The organism is Pseudomonas sp. CFII64 (assembly GCF_000416235.1).
Lineage (GTDB): Bacteria > Pseudomonadota > Gammaproteobacteria > Pseudomonadales > Pseudomonadaceae > Aquipseudomonas.
This window is the reverse complement of record NZ_ATLO01000027.1, coordinates 48,810-70,393: the sequence shown is the minus strand read 5'-3', so window position 1 is coordinate 70,393 and position 21,584 is coordinate 48,810. Positions and strand designations below refer to the sequence as shown.

18 protein-coding genes and 1 pseudogene are annotated in these 21,584 nt (G+C 59.0%); 9 read left to right on the top strand and 10 right to left on the bottom strand.

Annotation, left to right across the window (positions count from 1 at the left end; genetic code table 11):
- Window positions 1-25 precede the first annotated feature (25 nt).
- The 5 genes from denD (at window position 26) to CFII64_RS12510 (ending at window position 6,328) form a co-directional block, all read left to right on the top strand.
- Complete coding sequence (gene denD, locus CFII64_RS12530; protein ID WP_020291147.1) at window positions 26-1,000, top strand: D-erythronate dehydrogenase; 975 nt, start codon at window positions 26-28, stop codon at window positions 998-1,000.
- 61 nt (window positions 1,001-1,061) lie between these two features.
- On the top strand, window positions 1,062-2,435 hold the full coding sequence (locus CFII64_RS12525) for an MFS transporter (protein WP_020291146.1): 1,374 nt from the start codon (window positions 1,062-1,064) through the stop codon (window positions 2,433-2,435).
- Entirely contained in the window at window positions 2,432-3,316 is an 885-nt protein-coding gene (locus CFII64_RS12520) for an NAD(P)-dependent oxidoreductase (protein WP_020291145.1), read from the top strand. The genes CFII64_RS12525 and CFII64_RS12520 overlap by 4 nt, the downstream gene beginning before the upstream one ends.
- A gap of 16 nt (window positions 3,317-3,332) precedes the next feature.
- The gene (locus CFII64_RS12515; protein ID WP_020291144.1) at window positions 3,333-5,117 is read left to right on the top strand and encodes an IlvD/Edd family dehydratase; all 1,785 of its coding nucleotides are present in this window, start codon (window positions 3,333-3,335) and stop codon (window positions 5,115-5,117) included.
- A 17-nt stretch (window positions 5,118-5,134) separates the two neighbouring features.
- The gene (locus CFII64_RS12510) at window positions 5,135-6,328 is read left to right on the top strand and encodes a fumarylacetoacetate hydrolase family protein (RefSeq protein ID WP_020291143.1); all 1,194 of its coding nucleotides are present in this window, start codon (window positions 5,135-5,137) and stop codon (window positions 6,326-6,328) included.
- A gap of 136 nt (window positions 6,329-6,464) precedes the next feature.
- Here CFII64_RS12510 and CFII64_RS12505 read toward each other — a convergent pair.
- The 5 genes and pseudogenes from CFII64_RS12505 to CFII64_RS12485 all read right to left on the bottom strand — a co-directional run bounded on the left by CFII64_RS12505 (window position 6,465) and on the right by CFII64_RS12485 (window position 13,092).
- Window positions 6,465-7,322: pseudogene (locus CFII64_RS12505) on the bottom strand (TonB family protein).
- On the bottom strand, window positions 7,319-7,765 hold the full coding sequence (gene tolR / locus CFII64_RS12500) for a protein TolR (protein WP_020291141.1): 447 nt from the start codon (window positions 7,763-7,765) through the stop codon (window positions 7,319-7,321). The pseudogene CFII64_RS12505 and the gene tolR overlap by 4 nt, the downstream one beginning before the upstream one ends.
- A 13-nt stretch (window positions 7,766-7,778) precedes the next feature.
- The gene (gene tolQ, locus CFII64_RS12495) at window positions 7,779-8,489 is read right to left on the bottom strand and encodes a protein TolQ (protein ID WP_020291140.1); all 711 of its coding nucleotides are present in this window, start codon (window positions 8,487-8,489) and stop codon (window positions 7,779-7,781) included.
- Window positions 8,490-8,586: 97 nt separating this feature from the next.
- Entirely contained in the window at window positions 8,587-10,509 is a 1,923-nt protein-coding gene (locus CFII64_RS12490) for a phytase (RefSeq protein WP_020291139.1), read from the bottom strand.
- Between the two features lie 39 nt (window positions 10,510-10,548).
- Complete coding sequence (locus CFII64_RS12485; protein ID WP_020291138.1) at window positions 10,549-13,092, bottom strand: TonB-dependent receptor; 2,544 nt, start codon at window positions 13,090-13,092, stop codon at window positions 10,549-10,551.
- Window positions 13,093-13,449: 357 nt separating this feature from the next.
- Here CFII64_RS12485 and CFII64_RS12480 point away from each other — a divergent pair, with 357 nt between their 5' ends.
- From CFII64_RS12480 to CFII64_RS12470, 3 genes are all read left to right on the top strand, one after another.
- Window positions 13,450-14,364, top strand: coding sequence for a GGDEF domain-containing protein (locus CFII64_RS12480; RefSeq protein ID WP_020291137.1), 915 nt, complete (start codon window positions 13,450-13,452; stop codon window positions 14,362-14,364).
- Between the two features lie 9 nt (window positions 14,365-14,373).
- Entirely contained in the window at window positions 14,374-15,411 is a 1,038-nt protein-coding gene (locus CFII64_RS12475; RefSeq protein WP_020291136.1) for an AraC family transcriptional regulator, read from the top strand.
- A gap of 251 nt (window positions 15,412-15,662) precedes the next feature.
- A complete protein-coding gene (locus CFII64_RS12470) occupies window positions 15,663-15,872 on the top strand; it encodes a hypothetical protein (protein ID WP_020291135.1) in 210 nt (69 codons plus the stop codon).
- Window positions 15,873-15,942: 70 nt separating this feature from the next.
- Here the strand turns inward: CFII64_RS12470 and CFII64_RS12465 are convergent, their stop codons facing one another.
- From CFII64_RS12465 to CFII64_RS12445, 5 genes are read right to left on the bottom strand one after another with little or no spacing between them, the layout of a single operon-like run.
- The gene (locus tag CFII64_RS12465) at window positions 15,943-16,980 is read right to left on the bottom strand and encodes a PotD/PotF family extracellular solute-binding protein (RefSeq protein ID WP_020291134.1); all 1,038 of its coding nucleotides are present in this window, start codon (window positions 16,978-16,980) and stop codon (window positions 15,943-15,945) included.
- A gap of 37 nt (window positions 16,981-17,017) precedes the next feature.
- Window positions 17,018-17,488: a GAF domain-containing protein gene (locus CFII64_RS12460; protein WP_020291133.1), complete on the bottom strand. Its 471-nt coding sequence runs from the start codon at window positions 17,486-17,488 to the stop codon at window positions 17,018-17,020.
- A gap of 3 nt (window positions 17,489-17,491) precedes the next feature.
- On the bottom strand, window positions 17,492-18,355 hold the full coding sequence (locus CFII64_RS12455; protein ID WP_020291132.1) for an ABC transporter permease: 864 nt from the start codon (window positions 18,353-18,355) through the stop codon (window positions 17,492-17,494).
- A gap of 10 nt (window positions 18,356-18,365) precedes the next feature.
- Window positions 18,366-19,415, bottom strand: coding sequence for an ABC transporter ATP-binding protein (locus CFII64_RS12450; protein WP_020291131.1), 1,050 nt, complete (start codon window positions 19,413-19,415; stop codon window positions 18,366-18,368).
- A gap of 4 nt (window positions 19,416-19,419) precedes the next feature.
- Entirely contained in the window at window positions 19,420-20,280 is an 861-nt protein-coding gene (locus CFII64_RS12445) for an ABC transporter permease (RefSeq protein ID WP_020291130.1), read from the bottom strand.
- 377 nt (window positions 20,281-20,657) lie between these two features.
- On the opposite strand from CFII64_RS12445, the gene CFII64_RS12440 reads away from it, so the two are divergent.
- Window positions 20,658-21,575, top strand: coding sequence for a LysR family transcriptional regulator (locus tag CFII64_RS12440; RefSeq protein ID WP_020291129.1), 918 nt, complete (start codon window positions 20,658-20,660; stop codon window positions 21,573-21,575).
- The last annotated feature ends 9 nt before the right edge of the window (window positions 21,576-21,584 follow it).

Genomic DNA, 21,584 nt, shown 5'->3' with positions numbered 1-21,584 from the left:
ATTCAACAATAAAAAGGAGTGACACATGCGGATCCTCATCACCGGCGGCACGGGTTTTATCGGCAAACAACTGGCCGAGCGTTTGCTGGCCCTGCGCAACCTGACGTTCGAAGGTCAGGCGCCACAGGTCATTGAGCGCATCGTGCTGTTCGACGCCTTTGCCGGCGAACACCTGCCCACCGACCCGCGCATCGAACTGGTCACCGGGGATATCGCCGATCCAGACGTGGTGGCGCGGGTTACCGATGGTGTGGATCTGGTCTGGCATCTGGCAGCGGTGGTCAGTTCGGCTGCCGAGGCTGATTTCGATCTGGGCATGCAGGTCAATCTGCACGGCCTGATGACGCTGCTGGAAACCCTGCGCCAACAAGGCAACACGCCGCGATTTGTCTACGCCAGCGGCTTCGCGGTATTCGGCGGCAAGCTGCCGGAAGTCGTCAACGACGACACCGTGCTGACACCGAAATCCTCTTACGGCATGCAAAAAGCAGTGGGCGAGCTGTTGGTGGCGGACTATGCCCGCAAGGGTTTTGTCGACGGCCGCGTATTGCGCCTGCCCACTGTCGCCGTGCGTCCCGGCAAGCCGAACAAGGCCGCCTCGACTTTCTTCAGTTCGATTATTCGCGAGCCGCTGGTAGGGCAAACCGCCGTCTGCCCGGTGCGACCGGATACGCAGGTTTATCTCACCTCGCCGCGCCGGGTGATCGAAGCAATGTTGCACGCCATGCTGCTGTCCCCCGAGACGCTGGGCGATGAACGCATCATTCCCCTGCCCGGCGTGACCACCACTGTCGCCGAGATGGTTGCGGCCCTGCAGCGCGTGGCCGGTGCCGACGTGGTCAAGCTGATTCGCTGGGAACCGGACGCCACCATTCAGCGGATTGTCGAGGGCTGGCCCAGCAAAGTCGACGCACCCCGCGCCCGCGCCCTGGGTTTTAACGCCGACGCTGACTTCGACGCCATCATCCGCGCTCATATCGAGGACACCGCTGCTGGCTAGCGGCTAGTCACGACTCACGCTTCACCTTTCGATAACAACAAAAATAACGAGGCTGTGCGCCATGATCACACCACATCCCGATGTCTCGGACATCGAACAACAAACCATCAAACGCGTAACCCGGCGCTTGATTCCCTTCCTTGTCCTGCTGTTTGTGGTGGCCTTTCTGGACCGCAACAATGTCGGCTTTGCCGCGTTGCGCATGAACGAGGACATCGGCATCAGCCAGACCATTTACGGGCTGGGCGCGGGGATTTTCTTCCTCGGTTATTTCATGTTCGAAGTGCCGAGCAACATTTTGCTGCACCGCTACGGCGCCCGGGTCTGGATCGCGCGGATCATGGTCACCTGGGGGATTATTGCCGGGGCCATGGGCTTTCTACAGACCGCCGGCCACTTCATCACCTTGCGCGTGTTGCTCGGCATCGCCGAAGCGGGCTTTTTCCCCGGCGTGATTTACCTGCTGTCGCTGTGGTTTCCGGCGCGCTACCGGGCGCGGATGATCGCTTCGTTTTACCTGGGCGTGCCCATTGCGCAAATCGTCGGCGCGCCGCTGTCGGTGGGCTTGATGCAGCTGGGCGACGCCTGGGGTTTCGTCGGCTGGCGCTTGATGTACATCGTCGAAGCGGTCCCGGCCCTGATCCTTGGCGTGGTCTGCTATTTCTACCTCACCGACCGCCCGGCCGATGCCCATTGGCTCACCGCCGAGCAGCGTAACTGGTTGATCAAGACCCTCGAACAGGAAGAGCGCAACAAACCGTTGGTGGTGGGCGTGCAACCGACCAAGGGCCAGATGATTCGCAAGGCGCTGGCCAGTCGTCAGGTGTGGATGCTCGCTCTGGTGTACTTCGGCATCACCTCGGGCTCCAACGCCATGAACTTCTTCCTGCCGACCGTGCTGGCGTCGTTTCGCGCCTCGTTCGGGCTGGAGATCGGCCTGATGCAGAACGGCCTGATCACCGCTGTTCCATACGCCGTCGCGGCTGTAGCGATGATCTGGTGGAGCCGCCGCTCCGACCGTTTGCAGGAACGTCACTGGCATGCGGGCGGCGCGGCGATGCTCGCCGCTGCGTCCATTGCCCTGGCGCTGTTGATCAATCAACCGTGGATCATCGTCATCGGATTCATCCTGCTTGCCATGGGCGTGTACAGCGCAATCAACGTGTTCTGGGCCGTGCCCGGACAAGTGCTGACCGGCGTCGGCGCCGCAGCCGGGATTGGTTTGATCAACTCCATCGGTAACCTCAGCGGTTTCACCGGCCCTTACCTGACCGGGTTCCTGTTCAACGTGACCGGCAGCTACACGCCGGGCTTCTTGATCATTGCCGCACTGGTCGGCGCCGGTGGGCTGGGCATGGTGTTGATGCCGCGCAACCCGAAGCCGCTGATCGACACGAAAAGCGCCACCACTGACGCCTTGGGAGACAAGGCATGACCCTTGAAACCGTGGCCTTCATCGGCACCGGCATCATGGGCAAGCCCATGGTCCGCAACCTGCTGCAGGCCGGTTATCCGGTACAAATCTGGAACCGCTCGGCAGCCAAGGCGGCGGAACTCGCCACTCACGGCGCGAAGGTTTTCCAGTCCGCCGCGCAGGCGGCAAACGGTGCAAAAGTACTGATCTGCATGCTCAGCGACGGTCCGACTTGCGACCAGGTTCTGTTTGGCGAAGGCGGCGCCTCACTGGCGCTGACCGAAGGTGCGCTGCTGATCGTGATGAGTTCGATCCCTGTGGAAACCGCCGTCGAACACGCCCGCTTGTGTGCGGCGCAAGGGCTGCGCTACCTCGACGCGCCGGTGTCCGGTGGCGAACGCGGCGCCCGTGAAGCCAGCCTGGCAATCATGGTCGGCGGCGACGCAGCGGCGTTCGAACAGGGCCGCGCTGTCCTGGCTGCCATGGGCCGCCCGGTGCATGTCGGCCCGGCCGGGACGGGGCAGCTGTCCAAGCTGGTCAACCAGTTGATCGTCGCCAGTACCATCGCCACCGTCGCCGAAGGGCTGTTGCTGGCCGAACGCGGCGGGGCCGATCCGGCAAAAGTCCATCAAGCGCTGCTTGGCGGCTTCGTCGACTCGCCGATCTGGCGCCAACATGGCCAACGCATGCTCGACAACGACTTCACCCCCGGCGGCGCTGCCAAATGGCAACTCAAGGACACTCACACCGCTCTCGCCCAAGCCCGAGCCCTGGGCCTGACGCTGCCCGTGGCCAATCTGGTCGACGGACTGTTCCAGAAAATGGTCGAGGCCGGTGACGGCGAGCTCGATCACGCCGGACTGATCCGCCAGCTACGCCGCGACAACCCATTGCCTGAATAACTTGCTGGAGCCTGTCATGACCGATTCAACCCCACGCCGCCTGCGCAGTCAGCAGTGGTTTGACGATCCCAGCCACGCCGACCTCACTGCGTTGTATGTGGAACGCTACATGAACCAGGGCCTGACCCGCGCCGAACTGCAATCGGGGCGACCGATCATCGGCATTGCCCAGACCGGCAGCGACCTGACGCCCTGCAACCGCCACCACATCGAACTGGCCAAACGGGTCAAGGACGGCATTCGCGACGCAGGCGGCATTCCGATGGAATTCCCCGTCCACCCGATTGCCGAGCAGTCGCGCCGTCCTACCGCCGCCCTGGACCGCAACCTCGCGTACCTGGGACTGGTGGAAGTGCTGCACGGCTATCCCCTCGATGGCGTGGTGCTTACCACCGGCTGCGACAAAACCACGCCGGCCTGCCTGATGGCTGCGGCGACCACCGATCTGCCGTCAATCGTGCTCTCCGGCGGGCCGATGCTCGACGGCTGGCACAAGGGCCAGCGCATCGGTTCGGGCACCGTGCTGTGGCATGCGCGCAATCTGCTCAGCGCGGGTGAAATCGACTACGAAGGCTTCATGACCCTGACCACCGCGTCGTCGCCTTCGGTGGGTCACTGCAACACCATGGGCACCGCCCTGTCGATGAACGCCTTGGCCGAGGCTCTCGGCATGTCGTTGCCAGGCTGCGCGAGCATTCCCGCGCCTTACCGCGAGCGCGGGCAGATGGCCTATGCCACGGGTCTGCGCATTGTCGATCTGGTTCGCGAAGACGTGCGTCCGTCACACATCATGACCCACGCCGCCTTCGAAAATGCCATCGCCGTCGCCTCCGCTTTAGGCGCTTCAACCAACTGCCCGCCGCATCTGATTGCCATCGCCCGCCACAGCGGCATCGACCTGTCGCTGGAAGACTGGCAGCGCGTTGGTGAAGACGTGCCGCTGCTGGTCAATTGCATGCCCGCTGGCGAATACCTCGGTGAAGGTTTCCACCGTGCGGGCGGCGTGCCGGCGGTGATGCATGAGCTGGACAAGGTCGGCCGTCTGCACCGTGATTGCCAATCGGTGAGCGGCCGAACCATGGGCGAGATCGTTGCAGATGCTGTGACCGGCGACCGCGACGTCATCCGTACCTGGGAAGACCCGCTCAAGCACCGCGCTGGTTTCATTGTGCTCAGCGGCAACTTTTTCGACAGTGCGATCATGAAGATGTCGGTGGTGGGCGAAGCCTTCCGCAGCACCTACCTGAGCGACCCGCTGCAACCTAACTGCTTCGAAGCGCGGGCCATCGTGTTCGAAGGCCCGGAAGACTATCAGGCCCGAATCAACGACCCGACCCTGGATATCGACGAGCGCTGCATCCTGGTGATTCGCGGCTGCGGCACCGTTGGCTATCCCGGCAGCGCCGAAGTGGTGAACATGGCGCCGCCGTCCGCGCTGATCAAGGCCGGTATCGACTCGCTGCCGTGCCTGGGCGACGGTCGCCAGAGCGGCACTTCCGCCAGCCCGTCGATCCTCAACATGTCCCCGGAATCCGCTGTGGGCGGCGGCCTTTCGCTGCTGCGCACCGGTGACCGGCTACGCGTCGACCTCAACGCACGCAGCGTCAATCTGTTGGTGGACGAGGTCGAACTGGATGTCCGCCGCCAGGAACCGCTGCCCGCCCTCGCCCCCTCGCAAACCCCATGGCAGGAACTGTACCGGCAACTGGTCGGCCAGCTGTCCACCGGCGGTTGCCTGGAACCGGCCACGCTGTACTGGCGCGTCATCCCGGAAAACGGCACCCCGCGCCATTCTCACTGAACCCAAGGATCAGCCTTATGCAAGCGTTGCAATTGACGATTGGAAATACCCTGCCCGATGACTGGCAACGCGCGACGCTGGTCGGTCGCGTGTGGCTGCCGGGCGAACTGGGCGGGCCGGCCGTGGTGGTGCTGCGTGACGGTGAAGTCATCGACTGCACCGCACGCTTCCCGACGCTGAGCCAACTGCTGGACAACGAAGCCCCGCTGCAGGCGATTCGCGACGCCATTGGCACCTCGCTTGGCACGATTGAAGCGCTGCTGACCAACAGCGGCGAGCTGCGCGATCCGTCGAAGCCCAGCCTGCTGGCACCGGCAGACCTGCAAGTCATCAAGGCGGCTGGCGTGACCTTTGCTGCCAGCATGATCGAACGGGTCATCGAGGAGAAAGCTGGCGGCGACGCGCAACGTGCCGAGCAGATCCGTGGTCTGGTGCAGAACGTGATCGGCGATAACCTGCGTGACTTGCGCCCCGGCTCACCGGAGGCGTTGCGCCTCAAGCAGGTGCTGATCGAGCAGAACATGTGGTCGCAGTACCTGGAAGTCGGCATCGGCCCGGACGCTGAAATATTCACTAAGGCACCGTTGCTGGCCGCCGTGGGCAGCGGCAGCGCCATCGGCATCCATCCCGAGTCGAGCTGGAACAACCCGGAACCGGAAGTGGTGCTGGCGGTGGACAGCCAAGGCCGGATTCACGGCGCGACCCTGGGCAACGACGTCAACCTGCGCGACGTCGAAGGTCGCAGCGCACTGTTGCTGAGCAAGGCCAAGGACAACAATGCGTCCTGCGCATTGGGGCCGTTCATTCGCCTGTTCGACGAACATTTCAGCCTTGACGACGTGCGACGCTGTGAAGTGGCGCTACGGGTCGAGGGCAATGACGACTACGTGCTCAACGGCAGCAGCTCCATGAGCCAGATCAGCCGTGACCCGGCAGATCTCGCCGCGCAGACGCTCAATGCCAACCACCAATATCCGGACGGCTTCGTGCTGTTTCTCGGCACGCTTTTCGCCCCCACCGAAGACCGCGACCTGCCCGGCCAGGGCTTTACCCACAAAGAAGGCGACGTGGTGAGCATTTCATCCGCGTCGCTGGGCGCCCTGCACAATCGCGTGACCGGCAGCCATCAGGCACCTCCGTGGACGTTTGGGGTTGGCGCATTGATGAAAAACCTGGTGCAGCGCGGAGTGCTCGGTCCAAAGAATCATTGATCAGCAAAATGTCACGTTTCTAAAAAGGCCCAACTGGCAACAGTTGGGCTGACTCACTGGATTAAATGATCTGCCACGCTGCAGCTGTGATTCAGCTGAATCACGCCCCGGATCGCGAGCTGAAGTTATCCTTCACTCACTTGATCCGATAGTGGAAAGTGTTGCGCACCGCAGGCACCGATACAGGCTGGCCGTCGATGGTCCGCGGTTGATAACGAAAGGTATTGGCGGCAGCCAGCGATGGACGCATGAACAGCGGATGGCAGCCATCGAGCACTTTGGGATTTTCAATTTTGCCCTGCCCATTCACCGTGTACTCCACAGTGCAATCGCCTTCGATGTTCTTGTCCAGGGCACGCTGCGGATAGTCCGGTGCTTCCTTGCTCAGCGGTAAATACTGTCGGCTATCGGCAGCGATCTGCGCCGCTTGCTGCTTGTTGCGCTCCGCGACCTGGCGAGCCAGTTCGGCATTCTTCGTCTGCTGTGCCTGTTGTTCTTGCTGGCGCTGTCGCTGCTGAATCAGGTGCTGCTCTTCGATTGCGCGATCACGCTTTTGTGCCTCCACCACTTGCTGTAGTTTTTCAGCCTGCTGCTCGCGCTTTTTCTCCTCGACACGCTTGTGAGCCAGTGCTGCCTGCTCCAGCTTTTGTGCCTGAATCTGCGGATCGACAGCGGCTTTTGCCGGCTCCGGCAGTGACAAGGCGGGCGTCGGTTCGACGACGACAGGCGATGGTTCTGACAATTGCGGTTCTGCGATAGCGTTTGGCGGCTGAGGTTCTGGCTGAGCGGCAGGAGGCAGCATCACCAAATGAGTCTTGAGCACCATTGGCTGATTGGGAGCAGGAAATTCCACTGACCAGCCAGACACCAGCAGCGCCAGTACAATCGCGTGTAATGCAACAGCCAGGCCTGCCGCCAGACTGTTTTTCCAGAAGCCGTTGGTTACCCCCTAGCGCAATGTAAAAGCTGGACTGTGCATGATCATCGCCGTCATCGCGGGGCCTCGGTTACCAGCCCGAGGTTGCTGACCCCGCTCTGCTGCAACGCCGCCATGGCAGCTACGACACTGCCGTAACCGGCGTCTTTGTCGGCGCGAATGTAGACCTGGGTATCGCTGCGCGCGGCAATGATCTGTGTGATCTTTGCACGCATTTCGTCCAGTTCCACGGCGCTGTCGGTCTGGCTTTTGGTATCGAGCTCACCTCCGACGTTCCAGTAATAGCCGCCCTCGGCCTTTACTGACAGGGTGACGATCTGCTGCCGGGTGTCATTAACCAGCGCTTCACTGGCAACCTTGGGCAACTCGATGCGGACCCCTTGGGTCAGCATCGGTGCGGTGACCATAAATATCACCAACAGCACCAGCATGACGTCGATATAAGGCACGACGTTCATTTCGGCTTTTGGCCCGTGCTTGCGTTGCGGCCTGATTAACATTTGCGTACTCCTCTCAGGCGGCGGCAGCCAGATTCAGTGGTGCGCCGTGAAGCTTGCGATGCATGCGCACCTGCAGCTCATTGCCAAATGCGTAGTAACGGGTCAGCAATGTCTGGCTGCGAGCAGAAAAACGGTTGTAGGCGATGACCGCCGGGATGGCAGCGAACAGGCCGATCGCTGTCGCAATCAGCGCTTCGGCAATGCCCGGTGCGACGGTCGATAGAGTTGCCTGCTGCACCTGAGACAAACCGAGGAAGGAATTCATGATCCCCCAGACGGTCCCGAACAAGCCGATATAAGGACTGACCGAACCCACGGTAGCGAGAAACTGCAGGCCTTTTTCCAACTGTACTTCCTGCTCGCTGATGGCGACGTACAACGAACGTTCGACACCTTCGAGTACCACCTCTGCCGAGTTTCCGGAGTGCTGACCAAGCTGTTCGTAGGCTTGGAAACCCGCCTGAAAAATCGGTTCTACACCACTGTCCTGGCTCTGCGCCTGCACGCTGCTGCGATAGACCGATTGCAAGTCTGAAGCAGTGCGAAAACCCGTAACGAAAGTATTCAGCTGTCGCTCGTTGCGCTTGAGCACCTGGCTGCGCTGGATGATCAGAAACCAGCTCATCAACGAAGCGAGCAACAGAATCAGCATCACCGCCTTGACCAATAGACTGGCATCGCTGATCAACCCCCAGATCGTCATGTGTTCCAGTGTTGCCTGCATGTTCAAACTCCTCTGTTTGCGCCTGCCTGACCGCCGATGGACAACGATCAGGAACTATTCGAATGAAATATTGATGACCGGGTGATGACAAATCTGCTCAGGGCAATTTCAAGGCCTTGGTAACCTCGGCCCAGGGTACGAACTTGAAGTTCTGGGTTTGTTCGGGCATGCGCTTGCGGCCGTCCTGAACCACCAGCATGCCCTGAGCCCAAGACCCGCCAAGGTTCATCGAGGTGACTTCCAGACCGTCGGTTTCCGAGGCGCCATCGATGCTCGCCTCTGCGTTTAACCCGACCCGGAATGCGCCATGCGAGGCGAATGGCGGTTCGGCATCCAGCACCAGATAGCTGTCATTGCCCTGACTGGAAACCACCAGATAATCGTGGGCATCACTCTGGTACAGCGCCAGCCCTTCTACATCGGCATGCAGTTGCGGACCGACGCGGATTACGCTGCTCAGTGCCGCAGGCTGATCAGCCCGAGCATCTACAGCCCAGACGCCAACGTCCTCTTCACCGATAAACAAACGTTGACGCTGATCATCGGCGACGCAGCCTTCAGGCTGACTGTCGACTTTGAACTGACGCACCAACTCGCCTCGAACCGCGCCGTCAGGCGCACTCAGGCGGTATTGCAGGAAGGTGCCGTCCTTGTCATTGGCAAATGCGTAGAGCTCACCACTGGCCGGTTGAAACAGACAAATGCCGTAGATGTTGTTCAGCGGTGTCGGAATCTCGCCGGCCTCATGCAGCTCACCCGTGGCGCGGTCGATGCTGAACAGGCTCAGGCTGTTGTGATCGCGGTTGCTGGCCACCGCCAAATCAATGACTTGCTGACCCGCCTTGAAATTCGGCCGTACATCGACGTTGTTCAAACGCCCAACCGGCAGCTCCTGAAGCAGCTTGCCCTGCAGGTCATACACCAGCAGCCCCTGCTTTTTGTTAGTGCCCAGCACCCGACTCAAGGCTGGTTGTTGTGGGTGAATCCAGATGGCCGGATCATCCGCCGCGTCGCCCTGGCGTCCAACCGGATCGCTCTGACTCATGGCAGCGACATTCGGCAGCACTGGCGGCAGGTTCACTTCAGCGGGTTGCCAGCTCACCTCACCCTGATACAAGCGGCCATCATCATCGTCACGCACCAATAGCTGCAGTCCTTTGGCGGTACGGCGCACGGCCAGGCTTTCGGGCTCCTTCAGACCTGGCAGCGGCAAACTGGCCCTGGCAGACCAGCTTTCACCCTGCTGCTGGTAGAGATGCAGTTGCGCGGCTTGCGGATCCAGCGCGACGATGCCGCCCGGCACCAACGCCATCACCCCAGCGGATTGCTTGATGTCACCGAAAGGTGTGCGAAGCGCGACAGGCTCGCGTACCACATCCGCTTCCGGATGCGCCGGATACGCCCACCAGCCAAGGTTTTCTTCATTTACAAACAGCTGATTAGCCGCGTCATCCACCTGACAGAACTGCGCTGATGGTGGCAACGGCAGCCCCCGCACCCGCACCGGCCGGGTCAGCAATTTTGCGTCGCTGCCCACCAGCCACTGCTCACCCTTGCCCTCCTCGCCGACGAGGAAGAGGAACAGATTACTGGCCTCATCGCGATACAGGCACAGTCCGTTCACCGGGAAGTCCCGAGTGGGCAGATACATCGGCTGCCCCCAACTGCGGCCGCGTGGATCAAGACTGACCAACAACGCTTGCTGGCGATCGTTGTCCAGGCTGGCGACCAACACCTGTTGGCCAGCAGCACGGCGATCCAGGCTGCCGAACGAACCCGGCAAACGTGCCAACTCCTTGCCGTGCTCATCGAGTAATAACAAGCCGTCGCGCTCGCTGGCAGCCAGCCGCTCAGGCCCCAGATTTTCGGGCAGGAATGCCAGCGTCTCCAGCTTGAGATTTTGCCCCTGCGCCCAGAGTTGCAGCTTCAGCGCAGGGCTTGTCGGAGCCGCCACAACTGTTCCGGCGGCCAGGCCGAGCAACATCGCCAAGATGCTGGCCTTGGGTAAAAAAGTGTTCATCAACAGACAAATCCTCCAAGCGTCGCCGCCACAACTGTATTAGAAGTGGGTAAAGGTCAGGCCGAGCTTGTAAGTCGGACCGTACTCTTCGTACTGGGCGTTGTAGGTGCCACGCCCGGTAGAGACAAAGTAAGGCTCGTCCGTGAGGTTCTGAGCCTCAAAGCTGACTTGCAGGTTTTTGGTCAGCGAATAGCGCGCGCTGAAATCGACAAACGTCTGGTCGTTGACATAGAGGTCATGGGCCTTGTCGCTGATTGAAGCCAGCTCGTAGAGGTAGTCGGACTTGTAGTTGGCCGACAGACGCAGACTGAGTTTGTCATCTTCCCAACCGACCATCAGGTTGCCGACGGTGTCGGACTGACTGGGCAGACTGATGTCGCGTTTGCGCTGAGTGCCGGTGGCCTGATCAAACCCCTTGATGCTCGCGTCAGAGCGGCTGAACGTAGCGTTAGCCCCCATCAACAGGCCGTTCCAGGGGGCTGGCAGCCAATCGAATTTTTGCGAGTAAGCCAGTTCCAGGCCGTACAATTTGGCGCTGTCTCCATTGGCAAAAGTGTGGGCTTCGGAGAAATCCGTCCAGCTGCCGGAGCCAGCCAGATCGGTGTTGTAGACAAAGTTTTTGATGTCCTTGTAGAACACGAACGCCGAAACGGTGCCGGCATGCCCCATAAAGTGTTCAATGCCCAAATCGAGATTGCTCGACTCGAGCGGCTTGAGGCTCGGATCACCAAAAGTCGCTTCGTCCCCATCAATGGCAAAGCCCGGAGCCAACTGGCCGAAGGTCGGACGCACTACTGATTTGGTCCAGGCAGCGCGAACTTGAGTGTTTTTGTCCAACTGATAACGAGCATGAAGGCCCGGCAACCAATGGTGATAACTGTTCTTGGTGTCGGTAGACGTGAAGGTGCCGTCAGTGACACCGGTGCCCTTGGCTTCCAGTTCGGTGCCCTCGTACCGCAGACCGGCGATGAACCGCCAGTCGTCGATATCGATGGTGTTCATCAGGTAACCCGCGTTGATGTCCTCGCTGATTTTGAAGTCATTGACTGTGGACTCTTCCTCATCATAGAAATCCGCGCGATTCAGGCCACCGACAAGACTCTTGATCGCGCTGCCGCTGATACCCGGGCCATAATTGCCGAGACGGTAATCGACAGTGCCTTTCTGGAACCGAGTGAGGCTGAGCTGCTCATCGGTTAACCCCAGCGTATCGAAATCTTCATAGACCCAGGACTCCAGATCGTTGTCCTTGTTGCGACGGCTGACCTTGCCCCCAAACTTGACCTGCGACGCATAGCCTTTGAAGTCGTAATCCCGGGCCAGATCCAGGCGCACGTTTTTCTCGGTATCAGTGGTTTTCTGTTTTTCCCACTCGACCTGATCGAGCGTGAAACTGGCAGGGTTGTAAAACGCCGCGCCGATGATTGGCCGTGGTTTGTCGTTGTCGTAGTAACCGGTGTCGGCAAAGTCGCTATTGCCAGAGAAAGTGGCATCGGCGATATGCCCTGGACTGTCTTCGCCGGAGCGACTGTAACCAGCCTGACCGCTTAACGTCCAAAGCCCGAACATGCGCTCGCCTCCAAACACGTAGGACTGAATCTTCTGGGTTTCCGTGCGCTGTTTGAGATGGCGCGAACCCTCGGCATCGGCCAGTTCCCCTGCTACCTGCGGGTCAGCGAATTCGATACTGGCGGCGTTTCGGGTCTCGCTGTCTTTGTAGGTGCTGTACAAGGTGCGCAGGTAATAGTTGCTGGTGTCGTCCGGCTTGTAATCGAAGTTCACACCACCACCGGCACGTTTGCGGCTGATGTCGTAGTCGCGCTGCTCGAACTCTTCGAGCTTCGCCCCTCGGTCAAAATCCCACGCACCGCCGGTTTCGACGTTGTCCGAACCGAAATCGCGCTTCTGCCAGCTCAGGGCCGCTGCGACGCCAAAGTTGTCGATACCATCACCAAAGCTGAACCGATTACTGATGGCGCCGGAAAACTTGGGGCTGGTCTGGCGGGTGTTTTTGTCGTAGCTGGCTTCGCTGCTACCGGTGTAGAACAGGCCCTTGTGATCGAACGCCGAGAGGCTCTTCACATCCACCGTGCCGCCCAGAGAGTTGGCGTCCATGTCCGGGGTCAGGGTTTTGGTCACCGACAAGGACTGCACCAGTTCCGAGGGCAAGACATCTAGCGCCACTGCGCGACGCTCGCTTTCCGGCGATGGCACCAGCGTACCGTTGATGGTCACGCTGTTGAGATCCGGTCCCAGGCCCCGAACGCTGACAAAGCGCCCCTCGCCCTGATCGCGCTCGACGCTGACCCCGGGCAAGCGCTGTACCGCTTCGGCTACGTTTTCATCCGGCAGTTGCCCGACAGCATCAGCATGCACCACGCTCTTGATACTGTCAGAGCTGCGCTGCTCTTTGAGCGCCTGATCGAGGCTGGCGGCCTGGCCGACGACCTGGACGTGTTCGGTGTTCTCCGTGCTTTCGGCGGCACTGAGTCGCTCGCTGGCAATTGCCATGGCCAAAGCGGTCAGCGTAAATCTGACGATCCCGGCGGTACTGCGGCGCTGGTGATTGCTGCGCTGGTACATAGTGCTCCCCCCCAAACGCCAGGCAAGCGGCCCGGCAACTGGGAGGGCAAGCTAGGGTGGGGCAATGACAATTCTGTGACAGTGCCTGGGGGCAAGCGTCGTAATCGGCGGGTTTCGGCTCTTTGCAGGCCGCGAACAAGGCAAAGTGAGCTGAAATGACCTGGCTGTCAGGGGTTTTCCTCACTCGCGGCGAGCCAGCACCGGCTATTGGCGAGGCCTGCGCCGACTCACGGACAAAAAAACGCACACCTCGATGAGCTGATTCGACCTTTCCATTGGTTTTCGTGAAGTCGCCCAACTGTCACAAACATCTGCTGTGCTGGCGCGCATTGCCTCTACGCCAAAAGGATCGCGACCATGTTCACCGTGCTCAAACCTCATCGTTGGAAACTCGGTGTTCTACTGCTTGCGGCCAATCTGGGATTGCTCGTATATCTAGCCTTCGGCGACATCAAACCGGTCAGCGAATGGGTATGGCTGGACATCGTCGGCGAAGGAGGCTCAGCACTGCTGGCACTGGTCTGGTTGGCCCTGGTGATGAAAAGTCGGCCCGCAGGCAGGGTCACCAACTATCTGATGCTGGGCCTGAGCTGTATTTTTTTCTCCTGGTGGATCGACAGCCTCGACGAATTCATCCACCTGCCCGACACCCTCACCTGGGATCACTGGCTGGAATCCGGACCAATGCCGGTCGGCATGATCCTGCTGACCATAGGCATCTATCACTGGCATCGCGAACAACTGGCGATCAGTTCGCAGATGGAAAAACGCGAGCGGCTGTTTCGCGAGCACCGGCTGTTCGACAAGCTCACCCCATTGGGCAGCGCCGATCATCTCAAACGCGAACTTGACGCCAGTCTCGTGGAAAGCCAGAGCCAACAGCAACCGCTGTCTTTGCTGGCACTGGATCTGGACAGTTTTGCGTCGATCAATCAAGCCTTCGGGCATGCCGAAGGCGACGCAGTGCTGCAAGCTATCAGTCATTTGCTGCTGCTCAATCTGCGCCGTCAGGACCTGCTCTGCCGCCTGGCAGGCGACCGCTTTGTGGTGCTGCTGCCCAACACCGGTGAGAACCAGGCGCGGTTGGTCGCACAGGAACTGCAACAGGCGGTCCACGGCCTGGCCCATAAAACCCGGCAACACGGCGAGCGCGTGCAGTTGTCAGCAAGCACGGCTGTGGTCATGGCCATGAACGAGTCCACGGAGGTTCTACTCAAGCGCCTCAACATGGCACTTGCGCGAAGCAAGCAGACGCTGTCGAAGATTGCCTGAGGCTTGGTCATGACGCTTAAAACCGGTTGGTACGAAACCGACAGCCGCTTCATCCCCGGACATTATCAGCCAGCGACGCTGATTGACCTGGCCTTGTCCCGTGACATTGACAGCCATCGCCTGTTGCGCGGTACCGGGCTGTTCCATGAAGACATCCTGGCGGGTCAGACCCGCCTGAGCCCGCAGCAATTTCTGGCGTTGATCGGCAATAGCCGGCGTCTGCTGGATGCCGATGACAGCAGCTTCCTGTTCGGTCAACGTCTGCTGCCCGGCCATTACGGTGCAGCCAGCCATGCGCTGCGCCACGCGCAAAACTTGCATCACGCACTGGACACACTGGTGCAACAGCAAGCGCTGCTCAGCCCGCTGGCGACACCGCGGCTACTGGTGGATGAAAAACACGCTTATTTTTACTGGCTGGACAGCTGCGGCGCGGGTGACCAGTGGCGTTTCCTGCTGGAGGCCAGCATGACTTCCCTGGTCTCCATGAGTCAGTGGCTGAGCGGGCAGCGTCTGCCTTGGGCGTGCAGTTTCAGCCATGCTGAGCCACGCTATGTCGAGCAGTACTGGGTGCACCTGGGCGAGCAGACCGAATTCAAACGGCCCATGGATATGATGCGCATTTCCCGTGACTTTCTCACACTTCCCTGGCCTGGCGCGTCGGCCACCGCAGGACAGGTCGCCCGACAGGAAGCGCAGGGCCACATAAACCAACTGGGTTTCTCCTCCAGCTTTCTGGATTGTATCTACCGCTACCTGCAAACCCACGTACGTGAAGCCCCAAGTCTGGAGCAGGCCGCCCAGCATTTCGCCATGAGCCCGGCCACCCTCAAACGCAAATTGCAAAAACACGACACCGGCTTTCAGCACCAGGTCGATCTGGTGCGCAAGCATATGGCGCTCTACCTCTATCAGATCAAAGGACTCAGCAATGAAGAAGTGGCCGAATACCTGAGTTTCAACGACGCGGCAAACTTTCGCCGCTCATTCAAGCGCTGGACCGGCAGCACACCCAGGCTTATCCGGCAGTTGTTTGATGCGAGGTGAAATACCGGGGAGTTTTTCTCTTTAGACTGTCCCGTCATTGTGGGAGAGGACTTGTCCTCGATGAGTCAGCCTGGCCAACCTCAATCTGCCTGACAGTGCTTCATTGCCTGCCAATCCCTTCGAGGACAAGTCCTCTCCCACTAAAGCAACGCGTAGACCTATTTCGGGACTAGACAGACTTACGCGGCAAACGAGGATGCATCGTATGGATATGCTCTAATACCCAACCATTTATGTTTAAGGAAGGACATATGAAGCATCTGATACTTGCCCTGGCATTCCTGTTGCCGACGCTCGGTGGCTGCGCCGTGTACAGCGAACGCGGCACCGGTGAAGGCCAGGGTTCCAGCAAAGTAGGGAAGATATCCTGCGACGCAACACCGGCCAACCAGCCAGGCTGCTACCAGAAGAGTTCGCCGGACTGGAAATTCGGCAACTTCAGGTTTGGGCTTGGGGTTTAAATACCCGTCACACGCCCACAGGCCGTGGGCGCCTCCCGGTTTAGTTGCGTAGCAACTAGCCTCAATCAACTCAGCCCTTGAATGTCTTGTTCCACACCTCAAGCATCGAGGACTGGTGTTCGATGATGTAAGCATAATCAGGCTTGAGCATGCGATCGCGCTCTGCTTCGGTGAAGTTGATCTGTTTGTTTAGCTCGTCAGGGAGTACTGCATTGCTGACCGTGGGCACATAGCCCATCCGTTCGGCGAAGGCCAACTGAGCGCGAGGGTCCAATACTGCATTCAGGTACTGGAGTGCGTTGTCCTTGTTGCGCGAGTTCTTCGGCACCCCAATCCCATAGATATTAGGGAAACCACCTTCTTTCGGAACGACATGCGCCAGCGGCATACCCGCTTTACGCCACATGTAGCCACGCGCCAGGGAGATCAACGTTATCCAGATATCTTCGGATTTCAGCGCTGCGGCAACCGCTTCTGTAGAAGGCAGGATTTTCACATCCAGCGAGCGCAACTCTTCCAGCTTGCCTTTGGCAGGTCCGAAATCAGACATGGAGCCGCCGCCGACAACCGCCGCAATAGCCGTATTGGTATTGAACAGGAAGTCAGAAAGGCCGACTTTACCCCGATATTTCGGGTCCCAAAGATCGGCAAACGACTGAGGAGGCACCGGGACCTTTTCAGTGTTGTAGACAATGACATGGGCAGAGTAGATGTGCGGAACCGAGAAGTCCTGTTTGAGGAACGGAAGGACATTGGCGAGATTGGGTACAGCCCCTGCATCGATTCTTTCCAGAGCGTCGCGCTGGGCAACCGCCTGCATATCAAAATCTGCAAGGCAGCACACGTCCATGGAGCCGCGCCGCGACTGACGCTCGGCCAACAATTTGGTTCGCCGCTCGGTGGGAGATCCAATACTCTGGATGACCTCGATGCCCTTGGATTGCAACAGGACGTCAACGCCCTGGCGCAGCAAATCGCCGTAGTCACCCCCCCAGGTTCCCACCACCACGGGGGCACCCGAGGCACTGAGGGCAAAGCGTGGCAATGCGAGCATGGCGGCGGCGCCCACGGCACCGCCCAATAGAGTACGTCGGGAAATATCAAACATAGCGGGCTCCAGATTGATTAACGTGCAGTGACCTGATTCATTTGGCGGCTGAGTGCGATGTCGGATTGATCGATACCCACTCAGCGACTGTCATGGACACAATCCTCAGGGCTGACTCGACCTTGTGTTCGGTGTAGAAATGCTGCTCATGCAGCAGATTGATTTGGCCGACGATTTCACCGGCGATGCGGATCGGAAGGTTCACCAGGGATCCGCAGTCCATGGCAAAAATCGTTTCATGGTCCGGGAAATCCCGAATCAACGCTGGACGATCCATCGCCACATACGGACGACCTGTGTCACGCACCCGCGCCATGATCGGTGCTTGCTTGAAGGACTTGCGGCCGGTCGCTGGGTAGACCGCCGGGTTGCTGCTGAATACTCGCTCGGCCTCTGCAAGGTCGTCGTAGACAAGCACGGTCATATAGCGATGGCCCACGCCTTGTGAGAGCTGCTGCTCAAGCCGGGGTAGCAGGTTGATGAAAGAGTCGAAGAGCGCAGGGTTCATGGCTTATGCCCCCATCGTCTTGACGTAGTTGCGATGAATGAGCCAGTTCGACAGAGAGGCCAGGATTAGCGTGGTAACGATCAATACCAATGCCATCGCAGCACCAAAAGGCCAGTTGGACGCCTTGGAAATCTGGTCATAAAGCGATGGAGCCATCATCGTCAACCCGGTGCCGCCCAGCAGTACCGGCGTGGCATAGGCATTCATGCACAGGATGAAAACCAGCATGGTCCCGGCGGCAACTCCGGGTGCAGCAATGGGCAGGACGATGCGGCGAAATGTGGTGGCGAAGGTCGCACCCAGATTTTGCGCAGCTTCCTCAACCGAAAAGTCGATGCCTTCCAACACGCTTTGCAAGGTCAAAATCATGTAGGGCATCACGACTGCCGTGGTACCGATGATGACGGCGAACGGCGTGTACATAAACTTGATGGGCTCATCCGTTACGCCCAGCCACATCAACGTCGCATTCACGACCCCCACGTTGCCAAGAATCACCATCCAGCCAGCGGCCCGCACCACATTGCCGACCATCAGCGGAAACACCAGCAACACAATAAACAGACTTTTGAAGCGGCTTTGCGTCTTGGCAAGGAAATACGCCACCGGAAACCCCAGGACCAAAGCCATGACTGTGCATATGGCGGCCACCCCCAAGGTGGTCATGAAGACTTTGCGATAGTAAGCATCGCCGAAAAACTTCACGTAGTTCTCCAGCGTGAAGGTTTCCTGCATCAGTTCAACGGGATCAAAATGATTGAAGCTGTATCCCAGCATCAAAAACAGCGGCACGACGATGATTCCCAGCACCACGATGGACGCTGGAAACGCGATACTGGCACCGGTCAATTGCTCAGAGTTACTCATGATTTCGCCCTTAGTCCGCGAACAGAACGCAGTCACTTGCGCGAAACGACGCCACAAGTGAAGTGCCTGGCGATATCGTCGTGGTCGTCGACAATGCGTTATTGGCGAGGTGGAAATTCAGCGCATCACCTCCGGGCAGGCGCAGGCGGATATCGATCAGCGAGCCCAGATACGCGGCAGATTCGACAACACCGCCAAGAACGTTTTCGCTCTCCGGGCTGGAGCCAACCGTGATGCGTTCCGGACGTATGCCGACCCGACCAACCGGTTGTGTGCTTTGCACCTGAATGCTGGTTCCGGCATCGCTGACGAACTGACCCTCGGCAACCAGTCTGCCCTTGAAGAAACTCATGCGGCCCAGAAAGTCAGCGACGAAATGGTTGCCCGGCGCGTCGTACAGTTCCTTGGGAGTCCCCACTTGCTGGACGCGCCCGTTGTACATGATTGCCATACGATCAGAAATGGCCAACGCCTCTTCCTGATCATGAGTAACGAAGACCGTTGTCAGCCCCAGATCCTGTTGCAGGGTGCGGATCTCTTCACGGACCTCAATCCGCAGCTTTGCATCGAGGTTGGACAGCGGCTCATCCAGCAGAAAAACCTTGGGTTGAATCGCCAGCGCCCGGGCAATGGCAACTCGCTGTTGCTGGCCGCCCGACAGCTGCCGTGGATAGCGATCCCGAAACGACGACATGCGCACCATATCCAGCGCCGTGGCAATACGACTGTCGCGCTCTTTGCCTGAAACATCGTGCATCTCAAGGCCGAAAGACACGTTCTGCGCCACAGTCATGTGCGGGAACAGCGCATAGCGCTGGAACACCATGCCCGTATTGCGTTTGTGTACCGGAAGGTGGGTGACATCGGTTTCGCCGATATGAATGCTGCCCGCCGTAGGTTCGATAAAACCGGCGATCATTCTGAGTGTGGTGGTTTTACCGCAACCGCTCGGGCCCAAAAACGCGACCAGTTCGCCGTCCGCGATTTCCAGAGAAAAATCCTCAAGGGCGACTGCGTCGCCGAACTGCTTCTTCAACTGATTGATAGAGACGTTGGACATCGTGCTACACCACTTGACTGAGTTTTACGAAACGGTCGGTCACCAGCATGATGACGCCCAGCAACAAGATCTGAACCGCCGACACCGCAGCAATCGTCGGGTCCAGATTGAATTCGAGGTACTGCATGATTGCGATCGGCAAGGTCGTTTTGCCGGGGCCGACCAATGCCAGGGAAAGCTCCAGGTTTTCGAATGAGACGATGAACGAGAACAGCGAAGCAGCCACGATGGAAGGCCGCAGCATCGGCAAGGTGATACGTCGAAATGCCGTCCAGCCCGAAGCTCCCAGATTGCGTGCGGCTTCTTCTATGGAAGGATCCAGGCCGGACATGCCGGTTGAAACCAGCCGTACAGTCCACGGAATGGTCAGGCAGATGTGAGCGGCGACCAATCCACCGAACGTACCCACGATGTCGGTATCCAGCGCGTTTTCGGCCCGCATGTAGAACAGATAGATGGCAATCCCCGCGACAATTCCGGGGATGAGCAATGGCGAAAGCAATAACGTGTTGGCGAGCTTGCTGCCCAGGAACCGGTACTTGACGATCCCCAATGCTGCCGCCAGGCCGAGCAGTACGCCGGATACGGCTGCAACGACGGCTACCTGAAGACTCAGGATCAAGCCATTCATGAACGAGGCGTTTTGCCAGGCGCTCTCATACCATTTCAGTGTGTAGCCCGAAGGCGGAAAGTGCGGAATCGAATCGACGAAGAAGCTCATCCAAACGACAAAAATCAGCGGACTGAGCATGAAAAAGTACATCAGCACCACAAAAGCGCGGTGCAACACAAAGGACCATCGCACCTTGCGACGCACCTCGGGCACGGCTTGGGCGGCGGTGGATGGGGTGGCGACACTGGACATAACGATGTCCCTCACTATGACTAAAACGTAGGCAAGTCAGTTTTGCGGCAACCGTTGGCCGCAAGATCAGGAATGAGTTCGAAGTGCGTGAGTTCCAGACTCACGGCCCGAAATCCGAAAACAGAATGGGCGGATTGAACGCAGCAGGACGGGTAAACAGGAACGCATGGCGATACTCCTTCACGGAAGCCTTTAGCTTTATGATTGGCGGCAGCGTGTAAGCAAGCGATCTTCGCTCTGGAAGATATTGGCCCGATAAAACGGGCCTTGGGATCATGTCCCTAATAGTTATGGGACGAGCATGGCCCTTAGAAAAACCTGTGTAAAGTGCGTAATTTCTTGCTATACATGCGAAAAACGCATACTCGGGGATAGCGATGCTGAACACAAAAGGGCTTGAAGCGCTACGCGCTTTCGTCGAAACCGGGTCGGTCACCCAGGCGTCTGTGCGCCTCAATCGCACCCAACCCCAAGTCGGCCGTCTGCTGGCGAACCTGGAGGAGGAGGTGGGTTTCACGTTGTTCCATCGCAGCAAGAAACGCCTGAGCCTTACTCCCGATGGATGGAGTTTTTACCGTCAGGTCGACCGCCACCTGGCCAGCCAGGAGTCCTTGCAGAAACTGGCTGGACGGCTGAAATCAAGACAGAATCATCACGTCAGGGTATTGACCGCTCCGCATCTGTCGAACTCGATCGTCAACGATGCCCTGGCGATCATGGCCCAGCGCTCAGAGCAATTTTCGGCCAGTGTCGACTCCAGGGTTCGCCTGGACATTGAAACCTGGGTCGGTCAGGAGAACTTCGACCTGGGCATTACGGTATTGCCTCTGGACAATCCGCTGCTTGAAGTGGAGCCGTTCATCAGCGTCAATGTTGTCGCGGCAATGAACGCCGAAAATCCGCTGGCCAGTAAATCGGTCATCACCGCCGACGATTTGTCAGGGGCATCATTGATCGCGTTGCATCCGCGTTCGGTGGTGCGCCAATCCTTGACCCGCCTGATTGCCGATCTTGAAACACCACCGCTGATTCGCTTTGAAACCACCAACGGCATTCTCGCTTGCCAGCTGGCCGCTCGTGGACTGGGCGTTGCCATCTCCGACCCCTTTATCGCCACTTCAAGCGAAGTGCCACTGGTGCTGCGTCCATTCGAGCCGGCAATAACCCTTGATTACGGGTTTATCTTTCCGATCTGGCAGGAACGCAGCAAAACAGTCATTGAGCTTGCCGCGCTCATTCGCGAGCACGCACATCAGCGCATCGCCACGATTGAGTCTGGGTATCCCGCTCGCTAGAACATGCGC